The organism is Archangium sp. (assembly GCF_036389735.1).
Lineage (GTDB): Bacteria > Myxococcota > Myxococcia > Myxococcales > Myxococcaceae > Archangium.
This window is the reverse complement of sequence record NZ_DASVWK010000621.1, coordinates 1-6,997: the sequence shown is the minus strand read 5'-3', so window position 1 is coordinate 6,997 and position 6,997 is coordinate 1. Positions and strand designations below refer to the sequence as shown.

10 protein-coding genes are annotated in these 6,997 nt (G+C 70.3%); all 10 read left to right on the top strand.

Going from position 1 to position 6,997, the window contains the following annotated elements; genetic code table 11:
• Nucleotides 1-72 precede the first annotated feature (72 nt).
• A complete protein-coding gene (locus tag VF794_RS21880) occupies nt 73-549 on the top strand; it encodes an ATP-dependent helicase HrpB (RefSeq protein WP_331113446.1) in 477 nt (158 codons plus the stop codon).
• A 10-nt stretch (nt 550-559) separates the two neighbouring features.
• Entirely contained in the window at nt 560-1,354 is a 795-nt protein-coding gene (locus tag VF794_RS21875) for a flagellar M-ring protein FliF (RefSeq protein ID WP_331113444.1), read from the top strand.
• Between the two features lie 124 nt (nt 1,355-1,478).
• Nucleotides 1,479-1,874 (top strand): hypothetical protein, encoded by a 396-nt coding sequence (locus VF794_RS21870; protein ID WP_331113442.1) that lies wholly within the window; start codon nt 1,479-1,481, stop codon nt 1,872-1,874.
• Between the two features lie 114 nt (nt 1,875-1,988).
• The gene (gene sctQ, locus VF794_RS21865; RefSeq protein ID WP_331113439.1) at nt 1,989-3,143 is read left to right on the top strand and encodes a type III secretion system cytoplasmic ring protein SctQ; all 1,155 of its coding nucleotides are present in this window, start codon (nt 1,989-1,991) and stop codon (nt 3,141-3,143) included.
• Nucleotides 3,144-3,151: 8 nt separating this feature from the next.
• Complete coding sequence (locus VF794_RS21860; RefSeq protein ID WP_331113437.1) at nt 3,152-3,556, top strand: flagellar biosynthetic protein FliO; 405 nt, start codon at nt 3,152-3,154, stop codon at nt 3,554-3,556.
• Nucleotides 3,553-4,278, top strand: coding sequence for a type III secretion system export apparatus subunit SctR (sctR, locus tag VF794_RS21855; protein ID WP_331113435.1), 726 nt, complete (start codon nt 3,553-3,555; stop codon nt 4,276-4,278). The genes VF794_RS21860 and sctR overlap by 4 nt, the downstream gene beginning before the upstream one ends.
• A 4-nt stretch (nt 4,279-4,282) precedes the next feature.
• Entirely contained in the window at nt 4,283-4,552 is a 270-nt protein-coding gene (locus VF794_RS21850) for a flagellar biosynthetic protein FliQ (protein ID WP_331113434.1), read from the top strand.
• Nucleotides 4,549-5,343 carry a flagellar biosynthetic protein FliR gene (locus tag VF794_RS21845; RefSeq protein ID WP_331113432.1) on the top strand — a complete coding sequence of 265 codons (795 nt, stop codon included), beginning with the start codon at nt 4,549-4,551 and terminating at the stop codon, nt 5,341-5,343. The genes VF794_RS21850 and VF794_RS21845 overlap by 4 nt, the downstream gene beginning before the upstream one ends.
• Complete coding sequence (locus tag VF794_RS21840; RefSeq protein WP_331113430.1) at nt 5,340-6,386, top strand: EscU/YscU/HrcU family type III secretion system export apparatus switch protein; 1,047 nt, start codon at nt 5,340-5,342, stop codon at nt 6,384-6,386. The genes VF794_RS21845 and VF794_RS21840 overlap by 4 nt, the downstream gene beginning before the upstream one ends.
• On the top strand, nt 6,383-6,997 hold a 615-nt coding region (locus VF794_RS21835; RefSeq protein ID WP_331113428.1), incomplete at its 3' end, for an FHIPEP family type III secretion protein. The genes VF794_RS21840 and VF794_RS21835, both read left to right, overlap by 4 nt.

Below are 6,997 nucleotides of genomic sequence, written 5' to 3'. Positions count from 1 at the left end.
TCTCCAACATCATGAAGGTCCGCCACGACTCGGCGAAGGCCGCCATCAACAACATCCGGTAGGGGGCGCGCCATGACCATCGACAAGGTGGGGGCGGTTGGCGGGGCGGGAGCAACGCCCGCGCTGGAGCCCTCGGGAAAGGCGCGGTTCGGCGAGGTGCTCCAGGGGGTGAAGGAGCCGGCCCGGCAGCCGGGGCCCCAGGTCGCCACCGAGGGCTCGCGGACGGAGGCGCCGCGCGGGGCATGCAAGGCGGAGGGGGTGGAGCGGGCCACGGCGGGGACCTCGGAGGTCCAGGCCGCTGGGAAGGTGGACTCGGTGCGGTCGGCGCGCTCGCAGCAGGCGGTGCGGATGCTGGACGGAGTGAGCGAGGCGCAGCAGCGGATGGATCACATCCTGGAGCTGGCCCAGTCGGGGAAGTCGTTCTCCCCGAACGAGCTGCTGGCCCTCCAGGCCCACATGTACCGGGCGAGCCAGGAGCTCGATCTGGCCGGCAAGGTCGTCGAGAAGGCGACCGGCGGCGTCAAGCAGGTGCTTCAGACCCAGGTGTGAGGAGTTCCCCATGTTCATCAGACGCTGTCTCTTCCTCCTGCTCCTGTGCGTCACCGGGTGCCGGGAGCGCATCCAGCACGGCCTGGACGAGCGCCAGGCCAACGAGCTTCAGACGGTGCTCGTCGAGCGAGGGCTCGACGCACGCAAGGTGCCCGAGGCGGGCAAGAAGCCCACGTGGGCCATCGAGGTCATCGAGGAGCAGGCCTCGGACGCGGTGCGGATCCTGGCCGAGCTGGGGCTTCCGAGGCCCGTATCAGAGCAGGGTTGTGACGTCTTCGGAGGGGGCGGGTTGGTGCGTACGCCAGTGGAGGAGCAGCTCTGCCGGGTGCGGGTGATGGAGCGGGGTCTGGAGAAGACGCTCCAGACGGTGGAGGGAGTGCTCATCGCGCGCGTGCACCTGGTGGTGCCCGCGCCGCCGCGGCCCGGGCAGCAGCCGGTGCCCGCGAAGGCGTCGGCCATGCTGCGTGTGGCACCGGGCCATGCGGAGCAGATCAAGGGCTCGCGGGAGCTGCTGCGGTCGATCATCGCCGGAGGCGTGGAGGGGCTCTCCGCGGACTCGGTGTCGCTCATGGTGGACGAGGTGTCCACGAGGGTGGTGACGCCCACGCCGGCGGGCTCTCCGCTGACACGGCTGCGGGTGCTTCTGGCGGTGCTGGCCCTGTTCGTCACGGGGCTGTCCGTGGGGCTGATCCTGATGACGCTGCGCCTGCGGCACTACCGCGCCAGGGCGGAGGCGAAACCCGCCGCTCCGCCAGCGCCCACGCGTCCCGTGGTGACCCCCGGGCCCGCGCGCAAGGTGGCGTGAGCCTCCGGAAGGGTGAGCCATGGAAGCGACGCGCATCACCCGGAGGCCACTCCCCGGGAAGAAAGATCCGGCTCAAGTCCAGACGGTGGTGGTCCGGATTCCAGTGCACCCTCCGGAGCCGGCAATGGCCCTCCCTGCTGCTCCAGTCTCGCTGTGCCTGGAGCGGCTGGCCCTGGTGGCCCTGGTGTTCGGCCGGGAGCGGGCGAAGGCGCTGCTCAACGGCTTGAGGGAGCCCGAGGCGCGACAGGCGGAGGACTACCTCGCGGGCTTCGCCGCGCTCTCCTCGGCGCTGCGGCAGGCCCGGGTGTCGGTGGAGTTCGGCGTGCGGCCGGATGCCTCGGCACGTCTGCGGGCGCTGATGGAGGAAGCGCCGGAGGTGCTGCGGCGGGAGATCTTCCGCAGGTTGCCGCCCTACCACCGCAGCCTCTTTCCGGAGCGCCAGGTGGAGCCGCCCGACGCGGCGTCGACTCCAGCGGTGTGTGCGTTGGCCGAGCGGCTCATCCGCGAAGCCACACGCTGAGATCCCCCGTCCCGACTCCGGACGCCCCCTGAAGTCCAACCCCTCGATTTCACATGCACGACCGGTGGCACCGGCCGTGAATAGGAGCGGCTCGTCCGCAGCACGGAGAGAACCATGCAGATGTCTGTTGGAGAAGGCACACGGTCCACGACGTTGAAGCCCATGCGGCTGCGCCGGCTCGGCACGCGCCGACTGTCGCGCGCCCATATGACGCTGAAGGAGCGGCCCCAGGTGGTACGGCTCGCGCGGCGAGCCCTCGAGGTGGTGTGCGCGGCGCTCAGCCAGGAGCTGGGATGCCCCGTCCGGCTCGAGGCGCGGTTGCTGGAGGCCGTGTTGATGCCGGCGACGGGTCTGGCGCATACGGCGGCCTTCGCGCTGGTGGAGCTGTCCGCCACGGGCGGGACGGCGGTGCTGGAGCTGGAGCCGCCGGTGCTCTTCGCCGCGCTGGAGCGACTGGCGGGGGCGGGGACGAAGCCCGGTCCCATCACGGACCTGACGCGCCTGGAGGAAGCGTCCTTCGCCTTCCTCGGCTTGTCGGCGCTGCACGCGCTGCGCGGTCAGGAGGAGCTCCAGCGACGGTTCAGCCCGCGACTCACGGGCGTGACGATGAATCGCACGGAGGCGCTGACCCGCCTGGATGCGCGGCAGCGCCACGTGGGCGTGGAGCTGAAGGTGACGGTGGGGCAGACGACGTCGGGTGGGCGGCTGGTGCTCCCCTCCGTGGTGCTCGAGGGGGCGCTGAAGGATTTCCCGGTGGAGCACGACCCGGCGATTGCTCCCGAGGTGCTCGCGGCGCGGTTGAAGGCACGCTGTCTCGTGGGGCGCGCGTCGCTGTCGCGCGAGGCGCTGGAGTCGCTCGGTGTGGGGGACGTCCTCCTCTTCGAGGGGCTGCGCCGGGAGGACACGCGGCTGTTCGGCCCCGGGCGCCTCGTGCTGCGGGGCTTCTATCTGGCGGGCGACTTCGCCTCCGAAGGTTTCTCTCTGAACCGCGCGCACGGGCGCGCACTGCTCCAGGAGTCGGACATGGCGGACGTGAACGAGCGGAGCGAGGGGATGCCCCCGCTGCCAGTGGAAGTGGAGATCGAACTGACGCGGCTGACGCTGCCGATTTCAGAGTTGGCGGGGCTCAAGCCGGGCGCGCTGTTGCCCCTGCGCATCAACGCGAGCGAGCCGGTGCTGCTGCGCGTGGGGGACCGGGTGGTGGCCCGCGCGGAGCTCGTGGACATCGAGGGCGAGGTGGGGGCCCGCATCCTCACCCTGGGGTCGTGAGCGCTCCGATGAAGACCCTGCTCGATTTCGCATCTCCGAGGACCAAGGTGCTGCTGGCGGGAGGGCTCCTCCTCGGGCTGGCCGCGCTCGCCCCGTTGGGGGGAGTGTCGGCGACCTCGGTGGCCCGTGGGCTGCTGGGAGCGCTGGCGCTGACGGGCCTTGGTTGGTGGCTCATGCGACGGGGCCGTGCCGAGTCCCGCTTCACGCTCTCCGAGCGCATGCGGGTGGTGTCTCGGACGGGGCTGTCCCAGCGCTGCGGCCTGGCGCTGGTGGAGGTGGAGGGGAGCCGCTACCTCGTGGCGTTCGGGGACTCCTTCGCGGAGATCCACCGGGCGCGCGTTCCAAAGCGAGTGAAGCCCCGGTCGCGTCGGCGCGCAATGACCCACCTGCCGGCGAAGGAGGACCTGTCATGAACCGCGCGTTGCTCCTCGTGAGCGTCCTCGTTCCCGGGCTGGCCTCGGCGGCGGAGCCCTCGCTCTCCCAGATGTCCTTCGCCGGCAGCCCGCTGTCGATGATGGGGATGCTGGCGCTGATGTCGCTGCTGCCCTTCGCGGTGCTGATGCTGACGTGCTTCTCGAAGATCGCGGTGGTGCTATCGCTGGCGCGCTCGGCGATGGGGACACAGCAGGCGCCGCCCACCATCGTGCTCACCGGGCTCGCCGCGGTGCTGACGGGACACATCATGGCGCCGGTGATGGAGCACATGTACGACGTGGGGCAGGTGGTCTACGAGGACACCCGCTCCGGAGCGCAGATCATCAGCGCGGCGAGCAAGGTGTCCGAGCCGCTGCGCACCTTCCTGGTGAAGCACGGCAGTCCGGAGGAGCGAGCGCGCTTCGTGGACCTGGCGCGCGAGCTGCGGCCACCGGAGGAGGCGGACCATGTGCACGAGGACGACCTCTTCGTGGTCATCCCGGCCTTCGTCATCACCGAGCTGAAGGAAGCCTTCCAGATTGGCTTCCTCGTGTTCCTCCCGTTCCTCGTGCTGGACATGGTCATCGCCAACGTCCTGCTCGCCCTTGGGATGCAGTCGTTGTCACCGAGTCAGGTGAGCCTGCCCTTCAAGATCCTCCTCTTCGTCGCCGTGGATGGCTGGTCGCTGCTCGCGCGGGGCCTCATCCTCGGCTACCGGTGATGCCATGACCCAGGATGTCCTGCTGTCGCTGGGTCGCGAGGCCCTGCTCCTCATGGTTCTCGCCTCGCTGCCGCCCATCGGGGCGAGTCTCGTGGTGGGCTTCCTGATGAGCCTCTTCCAGGCCACCACGCAGCTCCAGGAGAGCACCCTGACGGTGGTGCCCAAGCTGTGCGCGGCGGTGCTCGCGCTGGTGCTGGCCGGGCCGTGGATCGCCAGCCAGCTCACGCTCTTCGCCCATCGGGTTCTGATGGTCATCGCGGAGGTAGGAGGGTGAACCTCGACCTCCTTCGCGACCATTTCGACCTGCTGGGGCCGAGTGTGGTGGCGGTGGCCTTGTGCTCCGCGCGTCTGCTCCCGGTGGCCTTCCTCTGTCCTCTCCTGGGAGGGCAGGCGGCGCCGACGACGGTGAAGCTCGCCCTGGTGCTGAGCCTCGGGCTCTTCCTGCACCACGTAGCGGGGGTGAGCCTGCCGACGCCCGTGGAGACGCCGCTACAACTGGCCGCGCTGGCGATGAAAGAGCTCACCTTCGGTACGTCCGTGGGACTGGTGGCGGCGCTGCCCTTCGACGCGGCGCGGATGGGCGGGCGCTTCATCGACCTCTTTCGCGGCACCTCGGCGGAGGCGAGCCTGCCCGTGGCCGGGTCGCGTGAGGCGGCGACGGGAGACGTACTCTACCAGCTCCTCGTCGGGCTGGTGGTGACAGGGGGGCTGATGCCCGTGGTCCTCTCGGGGCTGGTGCGTGGCTTCGGGTGGGTACGGCTCGGCGCGTACGTGCCCACCGAGGCGGCCGTCATGCACGTGGTGGGGCTGGCCGGGGGAGCGATGGCCACGGGGCTCGCGGTGGGCGCCCCCATCGCCGCGGCGGTGATGGCGGTGGACTGCCTGCTGGGAATGGTGTCGCGAGCCGCGCCCCAGGTGAACCTCCAGGATGTAGGCGCGCCGCTACGCATCCTCGCGGGAGGGGCGTTGCTGTGGCTCGGGGTGGGCATTCTCTGTGAGCGGCTGCTCTCGGGCTTCCTGTCGATGGAGGCCGCACTGCTCCAGCTCGGGGAGGTGGCGCGGTGAGCGAGAAGACGGAACAACCCTCGGCGAAGCGCCTGCGGGATGCGCGCCGCAAGGGGCAGATTCCACGCAGCCGCCTCCTGTCCTCCAGCGTGGTGACACTTGGAGGAGTGCTCGGCCTCAGCGCGTCGGCGGGGGCGGGCTTCGCGCGGCTGAAGGACTGGACGGCCCGGCTGATGCTGTACCAGGAGCCCACGGGGGCCTTGGTGGAGGCGGGGTGGGTGATGGCGCTCCTGGTGGGCCCCGCGCTCGGGGGCGCGCTGCTGGGGTCTCTCGCGGTGTCCCTGGCCACGGTGGGCTTCGAGCTGAACGTGGAGCATGTAACGCCGAAGCTCGAGCGCATCAACCCGGCGGAGGGCGTGAAGAAGCTCTTCAGCGTGAAGCCGCTCATCGAGCTGGGCAAGGCGCTGCTCGTGGCCGCGGTGGTGGTGTGGCTCGTCTGGAGCGCGGCGGTGGAGGCCGGCCCGGACGTGCTCCGCACGGCGTGGCTGGAGGGGACGCTGGGGCTGGAGCATGTCGTGGGACTGCTCGGCCCCCTCTGCATCCGGCTCGCGTGGTTCCTCGTGGTGCTGGGCGTGGGGGACTACGCGCTCGCGCGCCGACGTCACGTGAAGGACCTGATGATGACGCGCGAGGAAGTGAAGCGGGAGCACAAGGAAAGCGAGGGCGACCCGCACCACAAGAACCAACGCAAGGCGCTGCATCGCCAGTTGGCCGCGGGAGGCGCGGCACGCGGAGTGCAAAAGGCGAGTGTCGTGGTCGTCAACCCTACGCACATCGCGGTCGCGCTCCGCTACGCCACGGAAGAGTGTGAGGCGCCCTACCTCGTCGCCAAGGGGCGCGAGGCGGACGCACTCGGGCTGCGGCGCGAGGCCGAGCGGCTCGGAATCCCGGTGGTTCGGGACGTGCCGCTGGCGCGCAGCCTCGTCCATTACGACGTCGGGGAGGAGATCCCCGAGGAGCTGTACCAGGCCGCCGCGGCGGTCCTCCGGGTCGCGCAGGAGTCGCAGGACGTGGACGACCATCCACGGAGGAAGACGTCATGAACCAACTGGTGAAGATTCTCCTGAGGGCTCGGAAGTCCTCGGATGTGGTGCTCGCGGTGGCGATGGCCGCGGTGCTCGGTGCGCTCATCATCCCGCTGCCGCCCTGGCTGCTGGACGTGGGGCTGGCCATCAATCTGGCGGCGGCGGTGGCCTTGCTGGTGGCGGCGCTCCAGGCGCGGGACGCGTTGAAGGTGACGTCCTTCCCGACGTTGCTGCTGTTCACCACGTTGTTCCGGCTCGCACTCAACGTGTCGTCCACGCGGCTGGCGCTCGCGGAGGGGCACGCGGGGGAGATCATCCAGGCCTTCGGCGAGTTCGTGGTGCGAGGGGACTACGTCGTCGGCGCGGTCATCTTCGCCATCCTCACGCTGGTGCAGTTCCTCGTGGTGGCCAAGGGAGCCGAGCGTGTGGCGGAGGTCTCCGCGCGCTTCACCCTGGACGCGATGCCGGGCAAGCAGATGTCCATCGACGCGGACCTGCGCGCGGGGGCCATCGACCAGGCACAGGCCCGCAAGCGACGGCGGAACCTGGAGCGCGAGTCCCAGATGTTCGGTGCCATGGATGGAGCGATGAAGTTCGTGAAGGGGGACGTCATCGCCGGCCTGGTCATC